A 24999-nucleotide genomic window follows, 5' to 3' on the forward strand; every position below is an offset into this window, starting at 1 on the left:
GCAATGACGTGCGCGCAGACGATGCCCATGCGCTCGGCTGCTGTCCATCTCGGATCACATCGACGCATCAATGCAAAAAAGCTGCCTGACCGCTACGAGCAGTCAGGCAGCTTCGGCTCCACTACTCCCACGGTGCGGAACGCCGTGGGAGTGCATGACTTAGCGCGGCTTGTACAACTCGCTCAGGCGATCCGGCTTGCCGGCGATGCGTTCCAGATGCGGGTACAACAGCCCACCGTGATAATCGATGCGGACGGTGTCATAGCGGTCCAGGCGCTTGACCAGCAGTTCGATCGGCGCGGTGGTGCCCTTGGCCGCCTTGATGGCGTCCTTGATCACCTCGCTGCTGAAAGCGCGGCCATTCACCGCCACGATGGTGTTGCCGGTAATCAGCCCCGCATTGAACGCAGGGCCGTCCCACAGCACATCGCTGATATCGCCCGAGGCTTTCAAGGACAGGCCAAGCGAATAGGTCAGGCTGACGTCCTTGTCGTCGCTCTCGTCGGCCTTGGTCGCAAGATTCGGCTCCTCGGTGTAGACCAGCTTCCAGCCATTGGCCTCGATGCCGCCATTCAACGAGCCGTGCCCGTCCATGCGCTCGCGCAATAGACTCGCCCAGTCGTATGGTGCAACGCCGTTGAGCGTGCTCACGATATCGTCGAAGGTGTACGGGTTGACGTCCCAATCGCCGTTCTTCATGCCGAAGAACGCCTTGCCGAAGTCGTCGATGGAGCGCTTGTTGTTGGTCAGCGCGCGCAGCTTGCTGTCCACCTCCAGCCACATCATCTGGCCGCCGGAATAGTAGTCCTCGCTCATCTGATAGTTGCGGTACGCCTTCGGGCGGCGCATCGACATGGTCGGATCGTTGGTGGTGTCCTGCACCGTGCGCCAGGCCATGCCGGGGCGACCACGCTCGTACTGGGCCGCCACGCCGGCCAGCATGTCGCGCGCCTGGTCCTGCGTCCACAGGCCGGACCGCGCAGCCATCACTTCGCCCCAGAACTGGGTCTGGCCTTCGTACAACCACAGCAGGCTGTCGCCCATTGGCACATTGAAATTGGGCGTGGCCAGGTCGGCGCCACGGCGGTACTTGCCGTTCCAGGAATGGTTGAATTCGTGCGCGAGCAGGTCGCGCCCGGTCCAGCTCTTGTCCCACTCGGTGAAGTAGGTCGGCACGCCGCTGTTTTCGCTGGAGCGATGGTGCTCCAGGCCGATGCCGCCCAGCTTCTTGGTCAGCGCCAGCAGGAATTCGTAATGATCGAAATGCCGCGCACCATAGAGCTTGTCCATCTGCTGCACCAGCGCCGCATGCGCCTTGATCTGCTCGGGCTTGGCCTCCAGCGACTTGGCTTCGTCGGCAAACACGTTGAGATAGACCGGCTGTTTGCCGGTACTCAGCTCCACGCGCTTGTAGTACTTGCCGGCGAACATCGGCGAATCGACCAGGTCGTCGAAATCGATCGGCTTGAAGGTCACCGTGTCGCCCACGCGGCGGTCGGTTTCCAGCGCCGTGGCATAGCTCCAGCCGGCCGGCAAGGTGACGCTGGCCTGCGCCTTGATGTTGCGTGCGAAATAACCGGCCGGATACAGCGCGGTGGTGTTCCACTGCAGGTTGAGCATTTCCGGGGTCATCATCACCCGTCCCTGGGTGGGAGCCTGCGGCGAGAGGAACTTGAACTCGGCGGTCAGCTCGGTGGCGCCCTGCGGCACGTCCACCTTGAACGCGTAGACATCGAACTGGTCGCGCGTCCATGGCACCACCTTGCCATCGACCTTGATCACCAGACCGGCCAGCTTGTCGATCGGGCCGGTTGGCGAGTGGTTGCCGGGAATCCATTGCGGGTACAGCAACGTCATCGGGCCGGGCTTGGCCGGCATGGTGGTCTTGACCTTGAAGATGCGGTGCGCCAGATCGGTGGCATCCACGTCGATCTTCAAGGTGCCGTCGAACGGCACGTCCTGCGGCGGTGCGGTTTGCGCGGCCGCAGGCAACGACAGTGCTGCCAGCAACGACACGGACAACAGGGTGGGCATCTTCATCGCAACTCCGCAGGGACCTGGAACAGGCAAGCCCACGATGCTAAGCGCCCGCCTGTGCTTCCCCGTATGCCATTGGTCATGTTGCGCGCGATTGACGCATAAAAAAACCGCCAATCGCTTGGCGGCTTTTTCTTCAACGGTGCGTCGATCCGGCGTGGTGCCGTCTCAATGCATCATGTTGACGTTCATGTTGTGCAGCACCCACAGCGAGCCGACGATCACGATGCCGATGATCAGCAGCGAGAACAGGCCCACCTGCACGTTGGAGCGCTGCTCGGGTGTGCGGTCCATATGCAGGAAGTACACCATGTGCACCAGCATCTGCACTGCGGCCATGACCGAGATGACGACGATGGTGACGCCCTTGGAGAAGGCGCCGCTCATCACCATCGCAAACGGGATGACGGTGAGGATCACGGCCATCACGAAGCCGATCAGGTAGGACTTCAGGCCGCCGGCATGCGCATCGGCAGCCGTATCGGTGTGGTGGTGATTGGCCATTACAGCGCTCCCAACAGATAGACGACGGTGAACACACCGATCCAGATGATGTCCAGGAAGTGCCAGAACAGGCTCAGGCAGGCCAGACGCGTGCTGTTGCGCGGAGTCAGGCCGTTCTTGGAGATCTGGATCACCAGCACCGCCATCCACAGCAGACCCGAGGCCACGTGCAGACCGTGCGTGCCCACCAGGGTGAAGAAGGCGGACAGGAACGCACTGCGACCCGGGCCGGCACCTTCATGGATCAGGTGATTGAACTCCCACACTTCCATGCACAGGAAGCCGATACCCAGCAGCGCGGTGACGCCCAGCCAGCCGTACAGGCCGGTCATGCTGCGCTTGTGCGCGGAGATCATCGCAAAGCCGAAGCTCAGGCTGCTGAACAACAGCAGGAAGGTTTCCACCAGCACGAACTTCAGGTCGAACAGCTCCTTGGCTGTCGGCCCGTCCACCGTGGCGCCCGAGAGCACCGCATAGGTGGCGAACAGGCCCGCAAACAGCAGGCAGTCGCTCATCAGGTAGACCCAGAACCCGAAGACGGTGTTGCCACCGCCGTCGTGATGCTCGTCGTGGTCGTGATCGTGGCCGCCCGCATGGGCGGCGTGGTCAAGCGTGGTCGAGGAAGCCATGGTCATACCACCTTCGCGGCCTGCGCCGCCTGTTGCTGTTCGAGCAGGGCAAAGCGTACGTTTTCGATGCGCTCCACTTCATCGGCCGGCACCCAGTAATCGATGTCGTCATCGAAGGTGCGTGCAATGAAGCTGCCGATCATGCCCACCAGGCCGATGATGGCCAGCCACCAGATGTGCCAGATCAGGCCGAAACCCAGCAGCACACTGAAGGCACCGATATAGACGCCTGCACCGGTGTTACGCGGCATGTGGATCGGCTCGTACTTGGACGGACGCACCCAGCCCTTGCCGTTCTGCTTGTCGGCCCAGAACTGGTCGCGGTCGTCGATATGCGGCAGCACGGCGAAGTTATAGAACGGCGGCGGCGAGGAGGTGGCCCATTCCAGCGTGCGGCCATCCCACGGATCGCCCGTGTAGTCCATATGCTCCTTGCGCTTCCACACGCTGTAGCCGATCTGCACCAGGTTCAGGAAGATACCCAGGCCGATGATCGCAGCACCCACCGCGGCGACATACAGCCACGGCGCCCACTCGGGGTGGTTGTAGGTGTTCATGCGACGGGTCATGCCCATGAAGCCAAGCACGTACAGCGGCATGAAGGCCACGAAGAAACCGATGATCCAGCACCAGAACGACGCCTTGCCGATCTTCTCGTTGAGCTTGAAGCCGAACGCCTTCGGGAACCAGTAGGTCAGACCTGCCAGGTAACCGAACACCACGCCGCCGATGATCACGTTATGGAAGTGCGCGATCAGGAACAGGCTGTTGTGCAGCACGAAGTCCACGGCCGGAATCGCCAGCATCACGCCGGTCATGCCGCCGATGGTGAAGGTGATGATGAAGCCGATCGTCCACAGCACCGGCGAGGTCATGTGCACGCGACCGCGGAACATGGTGAACAGCCAGTTGAAGATCTTCACGCCGGTCGGAATCGAGATGATCATCGTCGTGATGCCGAAGAAGGCATTGACGTTGGCACCCGAGCCCATGGTGAAGAAGTGGTGCAACCACACCACGAACGACAGCACGCCGATGCACGAGGTGGCGTAGACCATCGAGGTGTAGCCGAACAACCGCTTGCGGCTATAGGTGGCGATCAACTCGGAGAAGATACCGAACGCCGGCAGGATCAGGATGTAGACCTCCGGGTGACCCCAGATCCAGATCAGGTTGACGTACATCATGGCGTTGCCGCCACCGTCGTTGGTGAAGAAGTGCGTACCCAGGTAACGGTCGGCACCCAGCAGCGCCAGCGCCACGGTCAGGATCGGGAACGCGGCAATGATCAGGATGTTGGTGATCAGCGCGGTCCAGGTGAAGATCGGCATGCGCATCAGGGTCATGCCCGGCGCGCGCATCCGCATGATCGTCACGAAGAAGTTGATGCCGGTCAGCAATGTGCCCAACCCGGACACCTGCAACGCCCAGATGTAGTAATCGACACCGACCCCTGGACTGTATTCCAGCCCTGACAATGGCGGATATGCCAGCCAGCCGGTCTGCGCGAATTCACCGACACCCAGCGAGATGTTGATCAGCGCCGCACCGGCCACGAACAGCCAGAAGCTCAGCGAGTTCAGGAACGGGAACGCCACGTCGCGTGCGCCGATCTGCAGCGGCACGATCAGGTTCAACAGGCCGGTCATGAACGGCATGGCCATGAAGAAGATCATGATCACGCCATGCGCGGTAAAGATCTGGTCGTAGTGGTGCGGCGGCAGCACACCTTCGCCGCCGTTACCTGCCAGCGCCTGCTGGGTACGCATCATGGCCGCGTCGGCAAAGCCGCGCAGCAGCATGACCAGCGCCACGATGATGTACATCACACCGATGCGCTTGTGATCCACCGAGGTGAACCACTCCTTCCACAGGTAGCCCCACAGCTTGTACTTGGTGATGGCGCCCGCGATGAGCAGGCCGAGCAGCCCTGCACCACCCAGCGCGACCATGATGATCGGCTCGTGGTACGGAACCGCCTCGATCGTAAGTTTGCCTAGCATCACTTGTCTCCAGAAGTGCACATGGCGACCGGCTCTGCAGCCGATGCCTCATGGTCGCCATGACCCTTGCTGTGGCCCGGACCATTCATGTATTTGTCGACCAGCGAGCGGAACATGCCGTCCTGCACCGACGAGTAGTAGGTGACCGGATACTGTTCCTTGTCGTTGCGATTGGCGGCCAGCACCTGGTACTCGGCGGCGTTCAACGCGGTCGGCGAAGCCTTGACCTTGGCCACCCACGCCTCGAAGCCGGCCTGGTCGACCGCATGCGCCTTGAAGCTCATCTTCGAGAAGCCGTGACCGCTGTAGTTGGTCGACAGGCCGAAGTATTCACCCGGCTCGTTGGCCACCAGATGCAGCTTGGTTTCCATGCCCGCCATGGCGTAGATCATGGTGCCCAGGTGCGGGATGAAGAACGAGTTCATCACCGTGTCGGAGGTGATCTTGAAGTTCAGCGGCGTGTGCACCGGGAACGCGATCTCGTTGACGGTGGCGATGTTCTGGTCCGGGTAGATGAACATCCACTTCCAGTCCAGCGACACCGCTTCGATGTTGATCGGCTTGACGTCCGAATCCAGCGGCCGGTACGGGTCCAGTGCGTGCGACGAGCGCCAGGTCAGCACCGCCAGCACCAGAATGATCACGCACGGGATCGACCACACCACCACTTCGATGGCGGTGGAGTGCGACCAATCCGGCTCGTAGCGTGCCTTCGTGTTGGACGCGCGATACTTCCAGGCGAACGCAATCGTCATCACGATCACCGGGATGACCACGATCAGCATCAGCACCACCGAGGTGATCAGCAGTTGCTTCTCGTCGTGGCCGATCTGACCTTTCGGATTGAGGATGGCCGAGTTGCAGCCTGCCAGCAGCAGGAACGGCAACACCAGGCCTGGACGAAGTAAACGCCCGAGATGTTTCAGCGGAATCATCGGTCGATCCAAGTGCGAAGGAACGCCAGCCTCGTTCGTCGCTCCGCAAGGGAGATGTCCGACACTGCCCTTCCTGGTGAAGGCGGGCCCGCGCAGACCGAAGACACGGGTTAGCGCGCCAATTTTAATCTTTGCTGCACCTGCACGAAACCCATTGGCAATGATCTGCCGCAATTAATGCGCGCAAAAGTGTGCGACATGTTGTCGCAGCGCAGCGCGCGGGTGCAGTGGGCGGCCGTGGCCGTTACTGAAGCGCTGCGACCGTGCCAAAAAAAGCGGTGTTGAAAGACGCATCCAGTTGCGCGCCCTCCCAAAACGCGACTGGGCCGGCCAAGGGCCGGCCCAGTGCTGAAGCGTTGGTGCCGGAAATAGGAATCGAACCTACGACCTACGCATTACGAATGCGCCGCTCTACCAACTGAGCTATTCCGGCGAGCCGTGCATTGTAGGAGCACGACGCAGCCCGGTCAATCGATGCCGCCTGTCGCGCCATCGCCGATGCCGCCGGCCTCCGCCGCGCTCAACTGACCAGGCGCAGCCGCAGTTCCTTGGGCAGCGCAAACACCATCGATTCCGGCTCACCTTCCAGTTCGGACACGCCGGCCGCACCGAGCTCGCGCAACCGGGCCAGCACGCCATCGACCAGCACCTGCGGCGCGGAGGCACCGGCAGTCAGGCCGATATGCTGCTTGCCGACGACCCAGGCCGGGTCGATCTCACTGGCATTGTCGATCAGGTACGACTCCACGCCATCGCGCCGGGCCAGCTCGCTCAGCCGGTTGGAATTGGAACTATTGGGCGAACCGACCACCAGCACCAGGTCGCACTGGCGCGCCAGATCGCGCACGGCGTCCTGGCGGTTCTGGGTGGCGTAGCAGATGTCGTCGTGCCTGGGCCCCTGCATCGCCGGGTAGCGTGCGCGCAGGGCCTCGATGATGCCCATGGTGTCGTCCACCGACAGCGTGGTCTGGGTGGTGTAGGCCAGGTTTTCCGGCTGGTTGATGTGGAGTGTGGCCACCTGCTCGATGTCCTCGACCAGATAGATCGTGCCCGCGCCACGCTCACGGCTCCACTGCCCCATCGTGCCTTCCACCTCCGGATGCCCGGCATGGCCGATCAGCACCACATCGCGGCCGGCCCGGCAGTGCCGCGCCACCTCGAAATGCACCTTGGTCACCAGCGGGCAGGTGGCATCGAACACCTTGAGCCCACGGCGCTCGGCCTCCTGGCGCACCGCCTGTGAGACGCCGTGCGCACTGAAGATCACCGTGGCGTTGTCGGGCACCTCGTCCAGCTCTTCGACGAAGATCGCGCCGCGCTGCTTGAGGTCGTCGACCACGAAACGGTTGTGCACCACCTCGTGCCGTACATAGATCGGGGCGCCCAGCGTCTCGATCGCACGCTTGACGATCTCGATCGCGCGGTCGACGCCGGCACAAAAACCACGGGGATTGGCGAGCAGGACATCCATGCGGTGCATTCTACGGGAATGGCGATTGGGGAATGGAGCCGGGCAGCGCCGGTCCGCGGGAACTTCAGCGGCGATTCCCGATTCCCGGCTCCCGCTTGCCGGACTTGTCGAACAGGCCGAACACGGCAATCCCGATCGCGCCCCCCACGATCGCCGAATCGGCGATGTTGAACGACGGCCAGGTATGGCTGCCGATGTACCACTGGATGAAATCGACCACATGGCCGTGCATCAGCCGGTCGATCACGTTGCCGATCGCCCCACCGATCACCAGCGCATACGGCAGCGCGCTGCGCCACTCGTTGCGCGCGGTGCGCGACAGCCAGAACGCCAGCAGGCCGCTGATACCCACCGCCAACGCAGTGAAGAACCACAGCTGCCAGCCGCCGGCATCGCTCAGAAAGCTGAAGGCCGCGCCGGTGTTATAGGTGCGGTACCAGTTCCAAAAACCCTCGATGACCGGCACCGGGGTGTACTCGGGCAGGCTGGACAACACCCAGGCCTTGCTCCACTGGTCCAGCCCGATCACCACGGCCGAGAGCAGCAACCAGATCAATGCGGAGGGTTTGGGTCTTGCGGTCATCGAATCACCTTAGCTGTTGCTACTTCCGGGTTCGGAAGAAGCTGCCCGACGGGCAAATCGGCAAGCGGTGCCGGATGCGAAGTAATGCCCTCATCCGGCGCTGCGCGCCACCTTCTCCCGCTTGCGGGAGAAGGAATATTGGAACGGACTCCCGCTTGCGGGAGAAGGGTATTGGAACGGACTCCCGCTTGCGGGAGAAGGGTATTGGAACGGACTCCCGCTTGCGGGAGAAGGAGTCTTGGAACGGACTCCCGCTTGCGGGAGAAGCTATCAACACATCAGGACCCGCGCCGCTAGAACCAGCGACGCACCTCGCCGGGGCCTTCGATATTGCTGACGCAGCGGCTGCACAGCTCGGGATGCCGCGGGTCGCTGCCCACGCTGGCCTGGTGATGCCAGCAGCGCACGCACTTGGCCTTGGTCGTGGGCTGCGCGCTGACGAAGATGTCGTCGGTGCTGGCCGCTGTCACGGTGACATCGCCACTGATGAACAAAAAGCGCAGTTCATCGGCCAGCGGCTGCCAGCGCGCGGCGGTCTGCGCATCGGCAGCCACGGTGATCTCCGCTTCCAGTGCCGCGCCAATCGCGCCGTTTGCACGCATCGGCTCCAGCACCTTGGCCACCTGCTCACGCAGGGCCAGCAACTTGTCGAAGTCCGCGCCGGTCAAGGCGGCATCGGCCGGCAGCGGCGCCAGGCCGTCGTACCAGGTGGCGAACAGCACGTTGCCGACATGCTCGCCCGGCAGATATGCCCATAGCTCTTCAGCGGTGAAGGTGAGCACCGGCGCGACCCAGCGCACGAACGCTTCGGCCACGTGATACATCGCACTCTGCGCAGACCGGCGGCCGCGCGACTCTTCGGCCATCGTGTACAGACGGTCCTTGGTGACGTCCAGGTACAAGGAGCCCAGATCCACGCTGCAGAAATTCAGCAGCGCCTGCACGATTTCGGCGAAGTCGTAGCGCGCGTAGGCGGCCACGATCTTTTCCTGCAGCTCATGCGCGCGATGCACGATCCAACGGTCCAGCAACACCATGTCGTCCAGCGCCACCAGATGCTGCAGCGGGTCGAAGCCATGCAGGTTGCCCAGCAGGAAACGCGCGGTATTGCGCAGGCGGCGATACGCATCGGCATTGCGCTTGAGGATCTCCTGCGACAGCGACATCTCGTTGCTGTAGTCGGCCGAGGCGATCCACAGGCGCAGGATGTCCGCGCCCAGCGTCTTCATGATGTCCTGCGGCTCGATGCCGTTGCCCAGCGACTTGGACATCTTGCGGCCGTGCTCGTCCACGGTGAAGCCGTGGGTCAGGCACTGCTTGTACGGCGCCGCCTTATTCATGGCCACGCCGGTCAGCAGCGAGGACTGGAACCAGCCACGGTGCTGATCGGAACCTTCCAGATACAGGTCCGCCGGCGTGGGCAGGCCGCGGTCCACCAGCACCGCCTCGTGGGTCACGCCCGAGTCGAACCACACATCCAGGATGTCGGTGATCTTGTCGTAGTCGGCGGCCTCGTCGCCCAGCAGCTCGGCGGCATCCAGCGCGTACCACACGTCCACACCGCCCTGCTCCACCCGGTCGGCCACCTGCCCCAGCAATTCGGTGCTGCGTGGATGCGGCTCGCCGGTTTCGCGATGCACGAACAGGGCGATCGGCACGCCCCAGGTGCGCTGGCGCGAGATGGTCCAGTCCGGACGTCCTTCGACCATGCCGGCAATACGCGCCTGGCCCCAGGCCGGGTACCACGTCACCTGTTCGATCGCCTTGAGCGCGTCAGCGCGCAGGTTGGCCTGCTCCATCGAAAAGAACCACTGCGGCGTGGCACGGAACGCGATCGGCGTTTTGTGCCGCCAGCAGTGCGGATAGCTGTGCTCCATCTTGCTCGCCGCCAGCAGCACGCCGGTGTCGCGCAGCGCGTCGATGATGACCTCGTTGGCCTTCCAGATATGCAGCCCGGCCAGCACGGTGTCGCCCAGCGGCGGGGTCGACGGCAGATACACGCCGCGTCCGTCCACCGGATTGATCTGCGCAGCGCCGTAGCGCTCCAGCAGCCCGTACTGCTTGGAGACCTGGTAGTCCTCCTGGCCGTGACCTGGGGCGGTGTGCACTGCGCCGGTACCGTCCTCGGCCGACACATGGTCACCCAGCAGCAGCGGTATCTCGCGCTCGACGTAGAACGGGTGGTTCAGCAGCATCTGATCCAGCACCGCGCCCTTGGCGCGACCGTGCACCACCACCTCGTCCACGCCGTATCGCGACAACGCCTTGGCCGCCAAGGCCTCTGCCACCACCAGCCAACGCGGCTGGCCGCGATCGGCCGGGCCTTCGACCAGCACGTAATCCAGTTCCGCACCCAGGCTCACCGCCAGCGAGGCCGGCAGCGTCCACGGCGTGGTGGTCCAGATCGGCACCGCCACGCTCACGTCCGCCGGTAGCGTCGCACCGAATGCGGCAGCGACAGCACCCGGATCGCGCGCCGGATAGGCGATATCCACCGTCGGCGAGACCTTGTCGGCGTATTCGATCTCGGCTTCGGCCAGCGCCGAGCCGCAATCGAAGCACCAGTGCACCGGCTTGACGCCACGGGTCAGATGGCCGTTCTCGATGATCCTGGCCAGTGCGCGCAGCTCGTTGGCCTCGAAGCGGAAATCCAGGGTCTTGTACGGGTTGTCCCAATCGCCCACCACGCCCAGGCGCTTGAAGTCGCGGCGCTGCAGATCGATCTGCTCGCTCGCGTACTCGCGGCACTTCTGACGAAATTCCGCCGCGTCCAGCTTCACGCCGACCTTGCCGTACTTTTTCTCGATCGCGATCTCGATCGGCAAGCCATGGCAGTCCCAGCCCGGGATGTAGGGCGCATCGAAGCCAGCCAGATACTTCGACTTGACGATGATGTCCTTGAGGATCTTGTTGACCGCGTGGCCAAGATGGATCTGGCCGTTGGCATATGGCGGGCCATCGTGCAGTACGAACAGCGGGCGCCCGGCCGCGTTGGCGCGCAGCTGCGCATACAGGCCCTCGCGCTCCCAGCGGTCCAGCATCGCGGGCTCGCGCTTGGGCAGGTCGCCGCGCATCGGAAAGTCCGTCGCAGGCAGATGAAGAGTGGCTTTGTAGTCTTGGGTCACAGGAATCTACCGTTGCGCTGCTTTCATTGAAGAGTCCGCACAGGGATGTGCGGGCTGTTGCGAGGGACTCGCATTATTGGGGTCTGCACCGGGCGCCACAGCGCCTTGCCTGCGACTGCCTTCGGCATGCACGGAAACATCGCGCGCCTGCTGCAGGCCGCCCATGCTTCCAGCGCCAACCAGCATTCGCGACGGGCTGCCCTGAAGCACCGCGCGCGCCTGTTCGGCATCGCGATGCATCTGCACGGTCAGCGCCTCCAGACCATCGAACTTTTCCTCGTTGCGCAGTTTGGCGACGAATTCAACTTCCAGATGCCGGCCGTACAGATCGCCCTGGAAATCGAACAGATGCGCTTCCAGCAGCGGCTCCACGCCAGCCACGGTCGGCCGCGTGCCGAAGCTGGACACCGAGGGCCACGGTTGCGCGGCCACGCCGTGCACCCAGGTGGCATAGATGCCCGACAGCGCCGGCGTGCGCGAAAACCGCAGATTCGCGGTGGGGTAGCCCAACGTGCGACCCAGTTGCTTGCCGCGCACCACCCGCCCGCCGATGGCGTACGGGCGGCCGAGCAGATCGGCGGCGTGCGCAAACTCGCCTGCCACCAATAATTCACGGATACGCGTGGCGGAAATGCGCTCGCCATGCAGATGCACCGGCGCAATCTCCCCGGCCGCAAATCCGTGCTGTTCGCCGAGTGTGCGCAACAAGGCGATGTCGCCGCCACGGCGATGGCCGAAACGGAATTCCGGGCCGATCCACACCTCGCGGGCGCAGAGCCGGCCCACCAGCGCCAGCCGCACGAAGTCTTCGGCGCGCATCGCCGACAGACGGCCATCGAACCGGATCAGGCCGACGCTGTCGGCGCCGAAACCGAGCAGGCCTTCGATCTTGGCGCGCGCCAGGGTCAGCCGCGGCGGCGGTGCGGCCGGGGCGAAGAACTCGCGCGGCAATGGCTCGAAGCTCAACGCCACCGCCGGCACGCCGAGCGCGCGCGCGCGGTCAACCGCGTGCTGCACCAATGCCCGATGCCCCAGGTGCAGGCCATCGAAGGCGCCGATGCAGACCACGCTTCCGTGCGGGAACAGCGTCCCGCCCGCGACGTCTCTAAACAGCCTGCTCATTCCTCGATCCAAACAGATGCCGGCTTGGCGGCCGACCCTCGCTGATACATAACTTGTAAGTATAGCCGTGCCTGTCAACCCGCATGATCCGCATCGATCACGCAAGCGCTCAGCGACACCAGGCCAAGCCCGCCGCCGGTACGGCCTACCCCCATCCGCCCTTCAGGCACTTTCCCCCGCACACGGGGGAAGGGACCCGACATCCAGACTCAGCTCTCGCGCAGGTGGCGCGGCCGCAGACCCAGCGCCAGCTGCGCTGCCAGGTAGGTCAGCCCGCCACTGCCGACCAGCACCGCCAGCCAGCCGATCCGCTGCCACTTGTCCATTCCGGTGAACGACGGCAGCCACCACAGCAGGCCCAACAGCACCACCGCCATCGCCGTGCATGCCAGCAGCAGACGCATCACATAGCCGCCCCAGCCCGGCCGGCGCTGATACACGCCGGACTTGCCCAGCCAGTACCACAATAGTCCCAGGTTGAGATAACTCGACAGCGCGCTGGCAATGCCCAGCGCCAGATGCAGCCCGGGCTGTTTACCCAGCGCCTGCATCACGCCCTGCGCCTTGAGCTCGGGCGGCACCATGAGGTGGTACAGCACCGCCAGGAACGCAAAGTTGAACACCATATTGGCCACCAGCGCCGCCACGCCGGCGCGCACCGGGGTGCGGGTGTCCTGGCGCGCATAGAACGCCGGCAGCACCACCTTGAGCATGGCGTACGCCGGTAGTCCGAAGCTCAGGCCGTATACCGACAAGGCCGTCATGCGGGTGTCGAAAGCGGTGAACTTGTGATACTGGAACAACGTTGCCACCAGCGGCTCGGCCAGCAACAACAACCCCAGCATGGCCGGCATTGCGATCAGCAAGGTTGTCCGGAAGCCCCAGTCCAGCGCGCTGGAAAACGCGGCGCGGTCGGTCTTGACGTGATGGCGCGCCAGCGCCGGCAGGATCACCGTACCCAGCGCCACCCCGAACACGCCCAGCGGCAGTTCCAGGAACCGGTCGGCCAGCGACAGCCACGACTGCGAGCCATCGGTCAGCTTGGCGGCGATCACGGTGTCCAGCAGCAGGTTGATCTGCGCCACCGAGGAGCCGAACAGGGTCGGCACCATCAGGGTCAGCACCTTGCGCACACCCGGGTGTCGCCAGCCCCAGCGCGGCAGGGTCAGCAGGTTGATGCCCTTCAGCGAAGGCAGCTGAAACAGCAACTGCAGCATGCCCGCCGCCAGCACCGCCCAGCCCAGCGCGAGGATCTGCCTTTCCGGAGTGCCGCCCAACTTCGGCGCCAGCCACACGGCGCCGGCGATCATGCACAGGTTGAGGATCACCGGGGTCAGCGCCGGCATGGCGAACTTCTGGAAACTGTTCAGCGCCCCGCCTGCCAGCGCAGTCAGCGACACGAACAGCAGGAACGGGAAGGTCAGACGGAACAGATCCACCAGCAGGCCATGCTTGGCCGGATCGGTGTCCACCCCGCTGGAGAAGAGCGTGGCCAGCTGCGGGGCGAAGATCAGCGCCAGCGCGGTGACCAGCAGCAGCACGCCGCCGAGGGTCCCGGCCACGCGCGCCATCAGCTCGCGCAGCTCGGCATGCGACCGGGTTTCCTTGACCTCGGTGAACACCGGCACGAAGGCGGTGGCGAAGGAGCCTTCGGCAAATAGCCGCCGCAGGAAATTGGGAACCCGGAAGGCCACCCAGAACGCATCGGTCACCGCATTGCTGCCGAAGGTGGTGGTGATGACCTGGTCGCGCACCAGTCCCAGCACCCGCGACACCATGGTCATGCTGCTGAAGGAGAGCAGGCCCCTCATCATGCGGGGGGTGCTCATGGGGACTGCCTCTTGACAACTGACTTGACGTACATATCTGGGTCCATCATACTTTCGCGCTTGCTTTTTCCACCACACCGATTTTTCAGGAAACCACCACCGTGGCCAATATCAAGTCCGCCAAGAAGCGCGCCAAGCAGACCATTGTGCGCAATGAGCGCAACACCGGTCAGCGCTCGATGCTGCGCACCGCCGTCAAGAAGGTGATCAAGGCCCTTGACGCCAACGATGCTGCAGGCGCCGAAGCTGCTTTCGCCGTTGCACAGCCGATCCTCGACCGTTTCAGCGCCCGTGGCCTGATTCACAAGAACAAGGCTGCACGCCACAAGAGCCGCCTGACCGCGCGCATCAAGGCCATCAAGGCCGCGTAAGCGATCGGCAGCGACGTTGCCGGAAGCCTGGCTTCCGGTAGCACAGAAAAACCCGGCCTCGGCCGGGTTTTTTGTGTGTGCGCCTGCGCACTCAGCCCGCATCGCGTGCCTCGAGCTCGTCCTCGCGCTGGCGGTCGAAGAAGGCCATGACGTCCTTCATGATCGGGAAGGTGCCGTCACGGCCCAGCGCCGAGACCAGATACCACGGCGCAGTCCAGCCCAGCTCGGCCACGATGGCCTCGGCAGCGGCGCGCGCCTCGTCCTCGAACATCAGGTCGGCCTTGTTGAGCACCAGCCAGCGCGGCTTCTTCAGCAACTCAGGATCATGCCGCTCGAGCTCGCGCTCGAGGGTACGCACCTGGTCGGCCGGCGACACACCGTCCACCCCACCATCCATCGGGGCCATGTCCACCAGATGCAGCAGCAGGCGGGTGCGCTGCAGGTGACGTAGGAACTGCGTACCCAGGCCGGCGCCATCGGCTGCGCCTTCGATCAGGCCGGGCACGTCCGCGATCACGAAGCTGCGGTACGCCTCGACACTGACCACGCCCAGATTGGGATACAGCGTGGTGAACGGGTAGTCCGCCACCTTCGGCGTGGCCGACGACACCGCACGGATCAGCGTGCTCTTGCCAGCATTCGGGAAGCCCAGCAGGCCAACGTCGGCCAGCAGCTTGAGCTCCAGCTTGAGCAGGCGCTCCTCGCCCTCTTCACCGGTGGTGGACTGGCGCGGCGCACGGTTGACCGAGCTTTTGAAATGCATGTTGCCCAGACCGCCCTTGCCGCCCTTGGCCACCAGCAGGCGATCGCCGTGCTGGACCAGGTCGCCAATGATTTCATCGGTCTGCACGTTGATCACCACGGTGCCGACCGGCACCACGATGACGCGATCTTCGCCGCCCTTGCCATAGGCCTGGCGGCCCATGCCGTTCTCGCCGCGCTGCGCCTTGAAGGTGCGCTCATGACGGAAGTCGACCAGGGTGTTGACGTTCTCGTCGGCCACGATCCAGACGCTGCCGCCTGCCCCGCCATCACCGCCATCAGGCCCGCCCAACGGGATGAACTTCTCGCGGCGAAAGCCGACACAGCCATTGCCGCCATTACCGGCGGTGACCAGGATTTCTGCTTCGTCGACTAATTTCATGGGATTCGGGATTCGTGATTTGGGATTGGTGACAACGCTGCAACGCAACCATGGCGAGCCCGTCAGCAGGAAAGGATGGGGACGCCAGGATGCCGAGGGGTCCGCTCTTGCGAATCCCCAATCCCGAATCCCGATTCGCAACTCTCAAACGCAAAACCCCGCAAAAGCGGGGCTTTCCGTCTCATTCGCCCGGCAGCGTTGCCGGGCGAACTGGCCTGCATGGAGCGGGCGATTACGCCTCGGCAACCACGCTGACGGTGCGACGCTTCTTCGGGCCCTTGGTGGAGAATTCCACCTTGCCGTCGACCAGCGCAAACAGCGTGTGATCACGGCCCAGGCCGACGCCGGCGCCCGGATGGAACTGGGTGCCGCGCTGCCGCACGATGATGTTGCCGGCGTCGATGGCCTGGCCACCGAAGATCTTCACGCCGAGGTACTTCGGGTTGGAATCGCGACCGTTGCGCGAGGAACCTACGCCCTTTTTATGTGCCATGACTGGTTCTCCTTACTTCTTGTCACCACCGGCGATGCCGGTGATCTCGATTTCGGTGTAGTGCTGACGGTGTCCCTGACGCTTCATGTGGTGCTTGCGGCGACGGAACTTGATGATGCGCACCTTGTCGGCGCGGCCATGGGCCACGACCTTGGCGGTGACCGAGGCGCCCTTCAGCGCATCGCCCAGCTTGATGCCGTCGCTATCACCCAGCATCAGGATGGTGTCGAACTTGATCTCGTTGCCAGCTTCGACTTCGAGCTTTTCCACGCGGAGCGTTTCGCCCTGCGCGACGCGGTATTGCTTACCGCCGGTTACCAGAACTGCGTACATGACCAGGTGTTCCTCTGTAGTTATTATGGTCGCCTGACTTGCCCATGGGGCAGACAGGAGCGGAATTGTACTGGCCTAGCCGGTTTCGGGTCAACCCGCAAGCCGGCCCGCCGCTGCCGGCCGGATCGCCCTGGTGGAACGCATCATCCGGCCGCCACAACGGCCCCGGCAGACTGGCATTTGGGGCAATTGCCCTCACCTAGGTCGGCGGGTAGGCTGATCGACTGCCACTCATTCCTGCTGAGCACGCTCGCACCACCGCCGGTTCGCCGGCCCGACATCGGATCCCCCATGGCGATGGATTTCATCCGCATCCGCGGCGCGCGGACGCACAACCTCAAGAACATCGACCTCGACCTGCCCCGCGACAAACTGATCGTGATCACCGGCCTGTCCGGTTCGGGCAAGTCGTCGCTGGCGTTCGACACCATCTATGCAGAAGGCCAGCGCCGCTACGTCGAGTCGCTGTCGGCGTATGCGCGCCAGTTCCTGAGCGTGATGGAAAAGCCGGACCTGGACCATATCGAAGGGCTGTCCCCGGCGATTTCGATTGAACAGAAATCGACTTCGCACAACCCACGCTCCACCGTCGGCACCATCACCGAGATCTACGACTACCTGCGCCTGCTGTACGCGCGCGTCGGTCAGCCGCGCTGCCCGGACCACGGCTTCCCGCTGGAAGCGCAGACCGTCAGCCAGATGGTCGACCACATGCTCACCCAGGACCAGGAACAGCGCTACATGCTGCTGGCCCCGGTGATCCGCGACCGCAAGGGCGAGCATGCGCAGGTGTTCGAACAACTGCGTGCGCAGGGCTTCGTGCGCGTGCGCGTGGACGGCGAACTGTACGAGATCGATGCGGTGCCGCCGCTGGCATTGCGCCAGAAACACACCATCGAAGCGGTGATCGACCGTTTCCGCCCGCGCGAGGACATCAAGCAGCGCCTGGCGGAAAGTTTCGAAACCGCGCTCAAGCTGGGCGAAGGCATGGTGGCGGTGCAGTCGCTGGACGACCCGGCGGCCGCACCGCACCTGTTCTCGTCCAAGTACAGCTGCCCGGTGTGCGATTACTCGCTGCCGGAGCTGGAACCGCGGCTGTTCTCGTTCAACGCACCGGTCGGCGCCTGTCCGAGTTGCGATGGCCTGGGCGTGGCCGAGTTCTTCGACCCGGACCGTGTGGTGGTGCATCCGGAGCTGTCGCTGTCGGCCGGTGCGGTGCGCGGCTGGGATCGACGCAATGCCTATTACTTCCAGCTGATCGCCTCGCTGGCCAAGCACTACAAGTTCGATGTGGACGCGGTATGGAACACGCTGCCGGCCAAGGTGCGCCAGGCGGTGCTGTTCGGCAGCGGCGATGAGGTGATCAGCTTCACCTACTTCACCGATGCGGGCGGGCGTACCACGCGCAAGCATCGCTTCGAGGGCATTCTGCCGAACCTGGAACGTCGCTACCGCGAAACCGAGTCGCCAGCAGTGCGCGAAGAGCTGACCAAGTACGTCAGCCAGCAGCCCTGCCCGGCCTGCAATGGCACCCGCTTGAATCGTGCTGCGCGCAATGTGTTCGTGGCCGATCGCCCACTACCGGAACTGGTGGTGCTGCCGGTCAACGAAGCGCTGAACTTTTTCCGTGGTTTGTCCTTGCCGGGCTGGCGCGGCGAGATCGCGGCCAAGATCGTCAAGGAGATCGGCGAGCGGCTGGGCTTCCTGGTCGATGTGGGCCTGGATTACCTCACCCTGGAACGCAAGGCCGACACCTTGTCCGGCGGCGAGGCGCAGCGCATCCGTCTGGCCAGCCAGATCGGTGCCGGCCTGGTGGGCGTGATGTACGTGCTGGACGAGCCATCGATCGGCCTGCACCAGCGCGACAACGAACGCCTGCTCGGCACGCTGACGCGGCTGCGCGATCTGGGCAACACGGTGATCGTGGTCGAGCATGACGAAGATGCGATCCGCCTGGCCGACCATGTGCTGGACATCGGCCCCGGTGCCGGCGTGCATGGCGGCGAGATCTGCGCGCAAGGCACGCTGGAGGACATCCTGAAATCGCCGCGCTCGCTGACCGGCCAATACCTGTCGGGCAAGCGCCGCATCGAGATCCCCAAGCAGCGCCACAAGCCCAACCCGAAGATGATGCTGCATCTGCGCGGGGCGACCGGCAACAACCTCAAGAACGTCGATCTGGACATTCCGGCCGGCCTGCTGACCTGCATCACCGGCGTATCCGGCTCGGGCAAGTCGACGCTGATCAACGATACCTTGTTCACGCTGGCGGCCAACGAGATCAACGGTGCCTCGCACGTGGTGGCGCCACATCGCGAAGTCGAAAATCTCGATCTGTTCGACAAGGTGGTGGACATCGACCAGTCGCCGATCGGTCGCACGCCACGTTCAAACCCGGCCACCTACACCGGCATGTTTACCCCGTTGCGCGAGTTGTTTGCGCAGGTGCCCGAGGCGCGCGCGCGCGGCTACTCGCCGGGGCGTTTCAGCTTCAACGTGCGCGGCGGCCGCTGCGAGGCCTGCCAGGGCGACGGCATGATCAAGGTGGAGATGCACTTCCTGCCCGACGTCTACGTGCCTTGCGACGTTTGCCACGGCAAGCGCTATAACCGCGAGACGCTGGAGATCCGCTACAAGGGATTCAATATCAGCGATGTGCTGCAGATGACCGTGGAAGACGCGTTGCGCCTGTTCGAGCCGGTGCCGTCGATCGCGCGCAAGCTGGAAACCCTGGTCGATGTCGGTCTGAGCTACATCAAGCTGGGCCAGAGCGCGACCACGCTCTCCGGCGGTGAAGCGCAGCGCGTCAAGCTGTCCAAGGAACTTTCGCGTCGCGATACCGGACGCACCCTGTACATCCTGGACGAGCCGACCACCGGCCTGCACTTCCACGATATCGAAGCCTTGCTCGGCGTGTTGCACAAGCTGCGCGACGAAGGCAATACCGTGGTGGTGATCGAACACAATCTGGACGTGATCAAGACCGCGGACTGGATCGTGGATCTGGGCCCGGAAGGCGGCCACCGTGGCGGCACCATCCTGGTCTCCGGTACGCCGGAAGATGTGGCCGTGCACGAGGCGTCCTACACTGGCCAGTTCCTGGCAAAGATGCTGCCGTCGGTGAAGGCGCGCGAGACGCGTCCGGCCGCGATGGCCAACAAGCCGGATGCGCGCCCGCCGCGCAAGGTCAAACCGGAGAAGGTGGCCAAGGCTGCCAAGTCCGCCACCAAAAAAACCGCGAAGAAGAAGGCAAGCTGATGAGCGAACACAAGATCCTGGCACGCATTCCGATCAGCGTGCGCTGGCGCGACATGGACAGCATGGGCCACGTCAACAACGCCAAATACATTTCCTATCTGGAAGAAGCACGCGTGCGCTGGATGCTGGGCGTGCAAGGCGTGTCAATGACCGACCGCATCGCACCGGTGGTCGCGGCCACCAACGTCAACTACAAGCAGCCGCTGATCTGGCCCAACGACATCACAGTGGAGCTGTTCGTGGAGCGGCTGGGCAACAGCAGCGTCACCATCGGCCACCGCATCTTCGACCAGAAGGACGACGGCGTGCTGTATTCCGATGGCAACGTGGTGGTGGTGTGGATCGATACGCAGACCGGCAAGAGTGCGCCGCTGCCGGACGCGGTGCGCCTCGCCAGCACCTGAGCGGTCGCGCCGCCAGGCCTGGGCAATCACGCCATCGACGGCGGCTCTTGCGGGAGCCGCCGTTTTTTTGTGGGCGCGTGCTTTATCTGGCAGTGGCGCCGCGCGAGCCGATCCCGCTGCACCTGGCCGCAGGCCGCAGGCCCAAGCGCCCCGGCAATGCCGCACGCACGTGCATGCGGAAGACGAAGCCGGCTCCCCGGGCGTATATCCGCCCCGCTCCTCATCCGCCCGGCGCGCGCTTGCGTGCCTGCAGCGTGGCCTTGAATTGGCGACCGTCCTGCAAGGTGAACGTCACCGGTACCTGCGCGCCTTCCTGCAGCGGGGCGCGTGCCTCCATCAACATCAGATGCAGGCCGCCGGGTGCCAGGGGTACCGCCCTGCCGGCGGGCAGGGCCAGCGCGGGTACTGCACGCATGCGGCTGACGCCATTGCTCTGCGTGGTCTCGTGCAGCGACACGTCGGCGAAGGCGCTGCTCGTGGCCGCGGTGATCGTCAACGGTTGCGTGCAGCCATTGTGGAATTGCCCGAATCCCGCGGCCATGCCCATGCCGCCGAGTGGCGGGATGCGGATCCAGCCGTCCTTGAACTCAGGCATGCACTGCGCCGCAGCGCCCGTGCTGGCCAGCAGCGCCATCACACCAAGCCACACGCGTGCACGCAGCTGCCACCTGCTTCGACTGCCGTCTATCATGACCCGACCTCCAGGAGCCCCGAATGAGCATCCAGATCTTAGACCATGGCCGAGTTCGCGAAATCCGTCTGGCGCGCCCGCCGGTCAATGCGCTGGATCGTGCGCTGTGCCAGGCACTGAGCGCTGCGGTGCAACAGGCCGGCGACGAGGCCGACGGCATCGTGCTGTCTGGCAACGAGCGGATCTTCTCCGGTGGCATGGATGTGCCGCAGCTGCTGGCGCACGGTACCGACCGCGCGGCGTTGCTGGCCAGCTGGACGGCATTCTTCGAGGCTGCGCAGGCGCTGGCCAACAGCCGGATTCCGGTGGTTGCGGCGATCGGCGGGCATGCGCCGGCCGGCGGCTGCGTGCTGGCGCTGTGCTGCGACTACCGGGTGATGGCACGCAGCGCCGATACCGCCAGGCCGTACACGATCGGCTTGAACGAAGTGCAGGTCGGCCTGGCCGCACCGGAAGGCATCCAGCGGCTGTTGCGCCGGGTGGTCGGCGCGCACCGTGCCGAGCGCCTGCTGATCGCCGGGCAGCTGCTGCCTGCCGAACAGGCGGTGCAGATCGGCCTGGTGGATGAACTGGTCGACGGCGAGCTGGTCACCGCGCGCGCGGTGGCCTGGCTGCACGAACTGCAGCAGCTGCCGCGTCAGCCGATGCTGGCCACGCGTGCGGTGGCCCGCGCCGACCTGCGCGCGGCCCTGGCGCCGGAGCTGATCCAGCTGGAGCGGTTCGTCGACGGCTGGTACGCCCCGGATGCACAGGCCGCACTGCACGGACTGGTCGCGCGCCTGCAGAAGGGCTGAGCCTTCCACTGCCGCGGTGACCACGAAGCGGCCCGCTATAATCGCGGTCCGTCGCACCCAGGCCAGCCCCTTGTCCGCCACCGCCGAACCCGTCGTCTCCGAACTGATCAGCCTGCTGTCGCTGGAGCGCCTGGAGGACAACCTGTTCCGCGGCCAGAGCCGCGACATCGGCACCAAATACGTCTTCGGTGGACAAGTGCTGGGCCAGGCGCTGTCGGCCGCGCAGGCCACGGTCGACAACGGGCGCCAGGCGCATTCGCTGCATGCCTATTTTCTGCGTGCCGGCAACATCGACCACCCCATCGTCTACGACGTCGACCGCACCCGCGATGGCGGCAGTTTTTCGGTCCGCCGGGTCACCGCGATCCAGCACGGCAAGGTGATCTTTTTCTGCGCGGCCTCGTTTCAGGAACGCGAAGACGGCGCCGAGCATCAGTCGGCGATGCCGGTGGTGCCGCCACCGGAAGACATCGAACCAGCCGCTCCGCTGGCACCGGAGGTGCTGGCGAACCTGCCGCCGAAAGTGCAGCGCTGGCTGTCGCGCGGCGGCCCGTTCGAATTTCGCCACGTGTTTCCGCGCGACGAACTCAGGCCGCCCAAGCGCCCGCCGTTCCAGCAGATGTGGCTGCGCTTGAACGACCCGATCGGCGACGACGTGGGCCTGCATCAGGTGCTGCTGGCGTACGCGTCGGACTTTCAGTTGCTGGGCACCTCCACGTTTCCGCACGGCATCAGCTACTACACGCCCAACGTGCAGATGGCCTCGCTCGATCACGCGCTGTGGTTCCATCGGCCGTTCCGCACCGACGACTGGCTGCTGTATTCGCTGGACAGCCCGACCGCACAAGGCTCCCGCGGCCTGGCGCGCGGGCAGTTCTTCACCCGCGATGGCGTGCTGGTGGCCAGCACCACGCAGGAGGGGCTGATCCGCGTGGTGCCCGATGGCAGTGCGATTGCCGTGCCGGCCAAGGGCTAGGCGTGCAGCGTTGCGTCGTGCCGAGTGGGTGGGTGACCGTGCACTGACCACGTGCGTCCCACGCCCCCCGGCGTACTGCTACCGGGACCTGCTGTCGCACGCCTGCGTTGCGTGCACCGTCAGTGGCAGTGTTGATCGGCTTTCCTTTCCACCTTGAACCGGCGCAGCAGTGGCGCCATCTGTTCCGGACCCAACGGCGGTTTCCAGCATGCGCAAGATCTTCAGCAGTCAACGTATCGAAACCGCCGAGGGCGTCGCCAATCTGTTGCGCGATGCGGGGATCGAGATCCGTCTCAGTAATGGCCGCTCCTACCAGAGCAAGCGCGGCGGCCAGTTCAGCTATCTGGAGCAAGGCAACGCGCAGGCGCATCCCACCGTGTGGATCGTGCATGCCAACGACCAACCGCGTGCGCGCGAACTGCTGCGCGATGCACGCCTGCTCGACACCACCCGCCGCGATCTGCCGAACGTGGAATACACCTTCCGCGACGGCGAAAACGGCTCCAGTGCCAGTGCGCGCAGCTGGGCCTGGCGCATCCGTCTGGTGCTGCTGCTGGTGATCGGCGCCGTGGCCATGGTGGTGGTCATGCGCCATCGCAGCGCGCCTGCGCCGGTCGCCCCGGCAACCCAGCCGGCTTCGGCACCGGACTCGGCGCCAGCGGCCGAGGACGAGGAAATGCGGGTACGGATCCAGCCGTCCCGCTGAGCGTGAGCAACTCGCTGCGCAGGGTCTGACGGCCGGAGCGGACCTGGAATCGCCCGCCGCGTAGGTGGTCATTGTTGCCGCAAGCCTGCAGTGCGCTGCACCTGCAACCAGCGTCTTGCACAAACGCTCGCTCGCGGCGCCAGGCCGTTCGCCAGCGGCACCCCACCGGCGAACGCCGAGCCCGGCACTGTCTGGCAGACCGGGTCCCGCTGACCACGCATCCACCGCCCGCGGCAGTGCGCTGCGATGATTCCGGTGCCCCTGCCCCATCCTCCAGGTCACATCCCCCGCGCTCATGCGTCATGCTGGAAACAGGACATGGAGTGCGCCGATGAATGCCGAGACGCTGGACCTGATGCTGCAACGCGAACTGCCCAGTGCCGCAGCCGGCTGCCGGCAGGCATACGGCCGCATCGTCGGTGCCTGCCAGAACACCGTCACCGCCATCGCGCTGGCGATCACCCGGGATGTCGCCGCCAGCGAAGACATCGCCCAGGAAGCGTTTCTGCGTGCCTGGCAGCGGCTGGCGCAACTGCATCAGCCGGCCAGCTTCCTGCCCTGGCTGCGCCAGATCACCCGTAACCTGGCGCGCGACTGGCTGCGCGCCCATCGTCACCGTCCCCTGAGTGGCGAGGCGGCGGATCTGGCGATCGCCATGGCCGCCGATCCGGCGCCTTCGCCCGCCGACCAGCTGCTGCAGGCGGAAGAAGAAATCGCCGCGTTCGACATCATTTCCGCACTGCCGCAGGAAAGCCGCGAGACGTTGCTGCTGTATTACCGCGAAGGCCAGAGCTCGCAACAGGTGGCATCGCTGCTCGGGCTCAGCGACGCGGCGGTACGCAAGCGCCTGTCGCGCGCACGTGCCAGCGTGCGCGACGCGTTGTTGAGACGGTTTGGCGAATTCGCCCGCGGCAGCGCGCCCGGCGTTGCCTTCGCCACCGGCGTGACCTCGGCGACGATGCTGGCGGCGCCGGGTACCGCCAGCGCCGCCATCGCACTCGGCGGCCTGGGCGGCGCGGGCAAGCTGGGTGCCGGCGGATTGACCGGCTCGGCGCTCAGCGGTGGCGGTGCAGCGGGCGCGCTGAGCGTCTGGTTTGGCGCACCGGCCGTGCTTGCCGCCGGCAGCGTGCTGGTCGCCGCGCTGGGCACGTACTGGTCGGGCTGGTATCTGCTGCGCTTTGCGCAATCGCCGGATGAAGCGGCAGGCGTACGCCGCTTCACCCGTGCCATCACCCTGATCTCGGCCCTGGTCTGCGCCAGCACGCTGCTGATGAAGCGGTTCGATGTCAACGCGTGGGCCTCGCTGTGGGTGCTGTGCGCAGGCCTGCTGGTGATCAATTATCAGTCCATCGTGGTGCTGCCGCGTGTCATGCGCCCCATGCTGGAGCGCGACGCACGCAGACGCGGGGCCACGCGAGCACCGCTGCTGTACCGGTGCATGTTCAGCCCTGGCGCCGTGATCGTCAGCAACATCGCAGTGCTGCTTCCGGTCCTGCATCACTACGACAGGCTGGGCATGGTCTGAGGCACTTGAGCGTCAGGGCCGGGCATGTCGGCAAGCGCGTGCAACTGACGGATCCTCGCCTGCCGC

21 protein-coding genes and 1 tRNA gene are annotated in these 24999 nt (G+C 64.9%); 7 read left to right on the forward strand and 15 right to left on the reverse strand.

Annotation, left to right across the window (positions count from 1 at the left end; translation table 11 throughout):
• Nucleotides 1–159: 159 nt before the first annotated feature.
• From OZ10_RS11625 to murJ, 11 genes are all read right to left on the reverse strand, one after another.
• Nucleotides 160–2040, reverse strand: coding sequence for a M61 family metallopeptidase (locus OZ10_RS11625; protein WP_158002171.1), 1881 nt, complete (start codon nucleotides 2038–2040; stop codon nucleotides 160–162).
• A gap of 165 nt (nucleotides 2041–2205) precedes the next feature.
• Nucleotides 2206–2541 carry a cytochrome o ubiquinol oxidase subunit IV gene (gene cyoD, locus OZ10_RS11630; RefSeq protein ID WP_003484294.1) on the reverse strand — a complete coding sequence of 112 codons (336 nt, stop codon included), beginning with the start codon at nucleotides 2539–2541 and terminating at the stop codon, nucleotides 2206–2208.
• Nucleotides 2541–3176 (reverse strand): cytochrome o ubiquinol oxidase subunit III, encoded by a 636-nt coding sequence (gene cyoC / locus OZ10_RS11635; RefSeq protein ID WP_179454805.1) that lies wholly within the window; start codon nucleotides 3174–3176, stop codon nucleotides 2541–2543. Before cyoC ends, cyoD begins: the two co-directional genes overlap by 1 nt.
• Nucleotides 3173–5173 (reverse strand): cytochrome o ubiquinol oxidase subunit I, encoded by a 2001-nt coding sequence (cyoB, locus tag OZ10_RS11640; protein ID WP_039409585.1) that lies wholly within the window; start codon nucleotides 5171–5173, stop codon nucleotides 3173–3175. The genes cyoC and cyoB overlap by 4 nt, the downstream gene beginning before the upstream one ends.
• Entirely contained in the window at nucleotides 5173–6108 is a 936-nt protein-coding gene (gene cyoA, locus OZ10_RS11645) for a ubiquinol oxidase subunit II (RefSeq protein ID WP_039409537.1), read from the reverse strand. The genes cyoB and cyoA overlap by 1 nt, the downstream gene beginning before the upstream one ends.
• Before the next feature lie 357 nt (nucleotides 6109–6465).
• Nucleotides 6466–6541 (reverse strand) — tRNA-Thr (locus tag OZ10_RS11650).
• Nucleotides 6542–6628: 87 nt separating this feature from the next.
• Entirely contained in the window at nucleotides 6629–7579 is a 951-nt protein-coding gene (ispH, locus tag OZ10_RS11655) for a 4-hydroxy-3-methylbut-2-enyl diphosphate reductase (protein ID WP_039564998.1), read from the reverse strand.
• Nucleotides 7580–7643: 64 nt separating this feature from the next.
• Nucleotides 7644–8162, reverse strand: a complete 519-nt coding sequence (gene lspA / locus OZ10_RS11660; protein ID WP_039409539.1) for a signal peptidase II — start codon at nucleotides 8160–8162, stop codon at nucleotides 7644–7646.
• Nucleotides 8163–8455: 293 nt separating this feature from the next.
• On the reverse strand, nucleotides 8456–11287 hold the full coding sequence (ileS, locus tag OZ10_RS11665) for an isoleucine--tRNA ligase (RefSeq protein ID WP_039564984.1): 2832 nt from the start codon (nucleotides 11285–11287) through the stop codon (nucleotides 8456–8458).
• A gap of 6 nt (nucleotides 11288–11293) precedes the next feature.
• Nucleotides 11294–12409 (reverse strand): bifunctional riboflavin kinase/FAD synthetase, encoded by a 1116-nt coding sequence (locus OZ10_RS11670; RefSeq protein WP_039564986.1) that lies wholly within the window; start codon nucleotides 12407–12409, stop codon nucleotides 11294–11296.
• A gap of 209 nt (nucleotides 12410–12618) precedes the next feature.
• Nucleotides 12619–14223: a murein biosynthesis integral membrane protein MurJ gene (gene murJ / locus OZ10_RS11675; RefSeq protein WP_039564988.1), complete on the reverse strand. Its 1605-nt coding sequence runs from the start codon at nucleotides 14221–14223 to the stop codon at nucleotides 12619–12621.
• 116 nt (nucleotides 14224–14339) lie between these two features.
• Between murJ and rpsT the strand changes: the two genes are divergently transcribed.
• Nucleotides 14340–14609, forward strand: a complete 270-nt coding sequence (gene rpsT / locus OZ10_RS11680) for a 30S ribosomal protein S20 (RefSeq protein WP_003484323.1) — start codon at nucleotides 14340–14342, stop codon at nucleotides 14607–14609.
• A 91-nt stretch (nucleotides 14610–14700) separates the two neighbouring features.
• On the opposite strand, the gene obgE is transcribed toward rpsT, so the two are convergent.
• The 3 genes from obgE to rplU all read right to left on the reverse strand — a co-directional run bounded on the left by obgE (nucleotide 14701) and on the right by rplU (nucleotide 16579).
• Nucleotides 14701–15753, reverse strand: coding sequence for a GTPase ObgE (gene obgE / locus OZ10_RS11685; protein WP_039409562.1), 1053 nt, complete (start codon nucleotides 15751–15753; stop codon nucleotides 14701–14703).
• 232 nt (nucleotides 15754–15985) lie between these two features.
• A complete protein-coding gene (gene rpmA / locus OZ10_RS11690) occupies nucleotides 15986–16246 on the reverse strand; it encodes a 50S ribosomal protein L27 (RefSeq protein ID WP_003484326.1) in 261 nt (86 codons plus the stop codon).
• 12 nt (nucleotides 16247–16258) lie between these two features.
• Nucleotides 16259–16579, reverse strand: coding sequence for a 50S ribosomal protein L21 (rplU, locus tag OZ10_RS11695; protein WP_003484328.1), 321 nt, complete (start codon nucleotides 16577–16579; stop codon nucleotides 16259–16261).
• 291 nt (nucleotides 16580–16870) lie between these two features.
• Between rplU and uvrA the strand changes: the two genes are divergently transcribed.
• Nucleotides 16871–19837 (forward strand): excinuclease ABC subunit UvrA, encoded by a 2967-nt coding sequence (gene uvrA, locus OZ10_RS11700; RefSeq protein ID WP_039409566.1) that lies wholly within the window; start codon nucleotides 16871–16873, stop codon nucleotides 19835–19837.
• Complete coding sequence (locus OZ10_RS11705) at nucleotides 19837–20241, forward strand: acyl-CoA thioesterase (RefSeq protein WP_039409568.1); 405 nt, start codon at nucleotides 19837–19839, stop codon at nucleotides 20239–20241. The genes uvrA and OZ10_RS11705 overlap by 1 nt, the downstream gene beginning before the upstream one ends.
• 220 nt (nucleotides 20242–20461) lie before the next feature.
• Here OZ10_RS11705 and OZ10_RS11710 read toward each other — a convergent pair whose 3' ends face one another.
• The gene (locus OZ10_RS11710) at nucleotides 20462–20932 is read right to left on the reverse strand and encodes a copper chaperone PCu(A)C (RefSeq protein ID WP_052210023.1); all 471 of its coding nucleotides are present in this window, start codon (nucleotides 20930–20932) and stop codon (nucleotides 20462–20464) included.
• A 23-nt stretch (nucleotides 20933–20955) separates the two neighbouring features.
• Between OZ10_RS11710 and OZ10_RS11715 the strand changes: the two genes are divergently transcribed.
• The 4 genes from OZ10_RS11715 to OZ10_RS11730 all read left to right on the forward strand — a co-directional run bounded on the left by OZ10_RS11715 (nucleotide 20956) and on the right by OZ10_RS11730 (nucleotide 24933).
• Nucleotides 20956–21726: an enoyl-CoA hydratase/isomerase family protein gene (locus tag OZ10_RS11715; RefSeq protein ID WP_039564991.1), complete on the forward strand. Its 771-nt coding sequence runs from the start codon at nucleotides 20956–20958 to the stop codon at nucleotides 21724–21726.
• 70 nt (nucleotides 21727–21796) lie between these two features.
• Entirely contained in the window at nucleotides 21797–22702 is a 906-nt protein-coding gene (gene tesB, locus OZ10_RS11720) for an acyl-CoA thioesterase II (RefSeq protein WP_039409857.1), read from the forward strand.
• A 208-nt stretch (nucleotides 22703–22910) separates the two neighbouring features.
• A complete protein-coding gene (locus OZ10_RS11725) occupies nucleotides 22911–23408 on the forward strand; it encodes a putative signal transducing protein (protein ID WP_039409852.1) in 498 nt (165 codons plus the stop codon).
• 331 nt (nucleotides 23409–23739) lie between these two features.
• A complete protein-coding gene (locus OZ10_RS11730; protein ID WP_039564992.1) occupies nucleotides 23740–24933 on the forward strand; it encodes an RNA polymerase sigma factor in 1194 nt (397 codons plus the stop codon).
• Nucleotides 24934–24999 lie beyond the last annotated feature (66 nt).

Origin of the sequence: Xanthomonas cannabis pv. cannabis, assembly GCF_000802365.1 — a bacterium.
In the GTDB taxonomy this organism is placed as follows: domain Bacteria; phylum Pseudomonadota; class Gammaproteobacteria; order Xanthomonadales; family Xanthomonadaceae; genus Xanthomonas; species Xanthomonas cannabis.

Bases quoted from the DNA above. Each gene is read 5' to 3' on its own strand.
- OZ10_RS11670 (WP_039564986.1), bottom strand. From the start codon at position 12,409: ATGAGCAGGCTGTTTAGAGACGTCGCGGGCGGGACGCTGTTCCCGCAC.
- cyoA (WP_039409537.1), bottom strand. From the start codon at position 6,108: ATGATTCCGCTGAAACATCTCGGGCGTTTACTTCGTCCAGGCCTGGTG.
- cyoB (WP_039409585.1), bottom strand. From the start codon at position 5,173: ATGCTAGGCAAACTTACGATCGAGGCGGTTCCGTACCACGAGCCGATC.
- cyoD (WP_003484294.1), bottom strand. From the start codon at position 2,541: ATGGCCAATCACCACCACACCGATACGGCTGCCGATGCGCATGCCGGC.
- OZ10_RS11625 (WP_158002171.1), bottom strand. From the start codon at position 2,040: ATGAAGATGCCCACCCTGTTGTCCGTGTCGTTGCTGGCAGCACTGTCG.
- uvrA (WP_039409566.1), top strand. From the start codon at position 16,871: ATGGCGATGGATTTCATCCGCATCCGCGGCGCGCGGACGCACAACCTC.
- rpmA (WP_003484326.1), bottom strand. From the start codon at position 16,246: ATGGCACATAAAAAGGGCGTAGGTTCCTCGCGCAACGGTCGCGATTCC.
- OZ10_RS11715 (WP_039564991.1), top strand. From the start codon at position 20,956: ATGAGCATCCAGATCTTAGACCATGGCCGAGTTCGCGAAATCCGTCTG.
- cyoC (WP_179454805.1), bottom strand. From the start codon at position 3,176: ATGACCATGGCTTCCTCGACCACGCTTGACCACGCCGCCCATGCGGGC.
- ispH (WP_039564998.1), bottom strand. From the start codon at position 7,579: ATGGATGTCCTGCTCGCCAATCCCCGTGGTTTTTGTGCCGGCGTCGAC.
- OZ10_RS11730 (WP_039564992.1), top strand. From the start codon at position 23,740: ATGAATGCCGAGACGCTGGACCTGATGCTGCAACGCGAACTGCCCAGT.
- OZ10_RS11710 (WP_052210023.1), bottom strand. From the start codon at position 20,932: ATGATAGACGGCAGTCGAAGCAGGTGGCAGCTGCGTGCACGCGTGTGG.
- lspA (WP_039409539.1), bottom strand. From the start codon at position 8,162: ATGACCGCAAGACCCAAACCCTCCGCATTGATCTGGTTGCTGCTCTCG.
- rplU (WP_003484328.1), bottom strand. From the start codon at position 16,579: ATGTACGCAGTTCTGGTAACCGGCGGTAAGCAATACCGCGTCGCGCAG.
- obgE (WP_039409562.1), bottom strand. From the start codon at position 15,753: ATGAAATTAGTCGACGAAGCAGAAATCCTGGTCACCGCCGGTAATGGC.
- OZ10_RS11725 (WP_039409852.1), top strand. From the start codon at position 22,911: ATGCGCAAGATCTTCAGCAGTCAACGTATCGAAACCGCCGAGGGCGTC.
- OZ10_RS11705 (WP_039409568.1), top strand. From the start codon at position 19,837: ATGAGCGAACACAAGATCCTGGCACGCATTCCGATCAGCGTGCGCTGG.
- murJ (WP_039564988.1), bottom strand. From the start codon at position 14,223: ATGATGAGGGGCCTGCTCTCCTTCAGCAGCATGACCATGGTGTCGCGG.